The sequence below is a fragment of the Brachyspira catarrhinii genome, assembly GCF_005518285.1.
In the GTDB taxonomy this organism is placed as follows: domain Bacteria; phylum Spirochaetota; class Brachyspiria; order Brachyspirales; family Brachyspiraceae; genus Brachyspira; species Brachyspira catarrhinii.
On the sequence record NZ_SJDU01000640.1, the window covers coordinates 1 to 848 of the forward strand.

General features: G+C 27.1%; 2 protein-coding genes. One reads left to right on the forward strand and one right to left on the reverse strand.

Features of this window, described 5'->3' with window-relative positions; translation table 11 throughout:
- The first annotated feature begins 16 nt into the window (after nucleotides 1-16).
- Nucleotides 17-622, forward strand: a complete 606-nt coding sequence (locus tag EZH24_RS12800) for a hypothetical protein (RefSeq protein ID WP_137999419.1) — start codon at nucleotides 17-19, stop codon at nucleotides 620-622.
- A 1-nt stretch (nucleotide 623) separates the two neighbouring features.
- Here EZH24_RS12800 and EZH24_RS14385 read toward each other — a convergent pair.
- The coding region (locus EZH24_RS14385; protein ID WP_161976182.1) for a hypothetical protein at nucleotides 624-848 on the reverse strand (225 nt) is incomplete at its 5' end.

Below are 848 nucleotides of genomic sequence, written 5' to 3' on the forward strand. Positions count from 1 at the left end.
TAATTAGGATAAAATTATGAAAAAAATAATCTTGTTATTCAGTATTTTTTTATTTTCTGTTATTTGCTACGGATATAAAATACCAGAAGGCATAAACAATATTAAAGACAATAATAAAATACATTATGAATTAAATAGAGATACTTATAAATTTGTAATTTTACAAGAGAAAAAAATACTTGAAGTTCCAGCACCTCATTTTTTTATCATCATAAGGACACAAACACCTGTAACAGAAGAAGATTTAACAAAAGGATGTTTTTTAGACCTTAGAGAAAATAATAATATATATGGTTCTTTTTCTTTTGGTATGATTATAAGTTTAAATGAAAAAATTAATAATATGATGTATTTTTCTGGTATGCCTGATGTTTCTGAGGCAGAATTAGAAGATTTATCTACAAAAAAAGTAAATGCTGTTCTTATACGAGCAGAAAACTTTAGCGGTATGCATTCTTTTTATGAAGACTTAGAATATAGAGATCAATCTAGTATACAAATAAAAGAAACAGAGGGGCATTTTATTAATGGAGAAATAGAGAAAAATGCCTCTCAATTTATAGATGATTTACTAATGATGACTAAGTTTTATTTTGAAGTATGCGAAAAAGTTTTAAATTAATTTAAGATAAAAGATTTTTACCAGAGTTTAAAGCCTTAATATCTTTAATTTTCACAGCTTCTAAAATTGTACACCAAGCATTTACATCAGTATTTCTGCTTTGTACAACTGGTCTTATAGCAGTTATTTGATAAGTTCCCTCATACATTTTCCATACTCTGTCGGCAGTAATTCCAAAACCAGCAGGGTCTCCTTCTGTTACAAATGCCTGTCCATAGCCTATAAA

What these genes read in the sequence shown, in the direction of transcription:
- EZH24_RS12800 (WP_137999419.1), top strand. Translation starts at nt 17, where the DNA reads ATGAAAAAAATAATCTTGTTATTCAGTATTTTTTTATTTTCTGTTATT.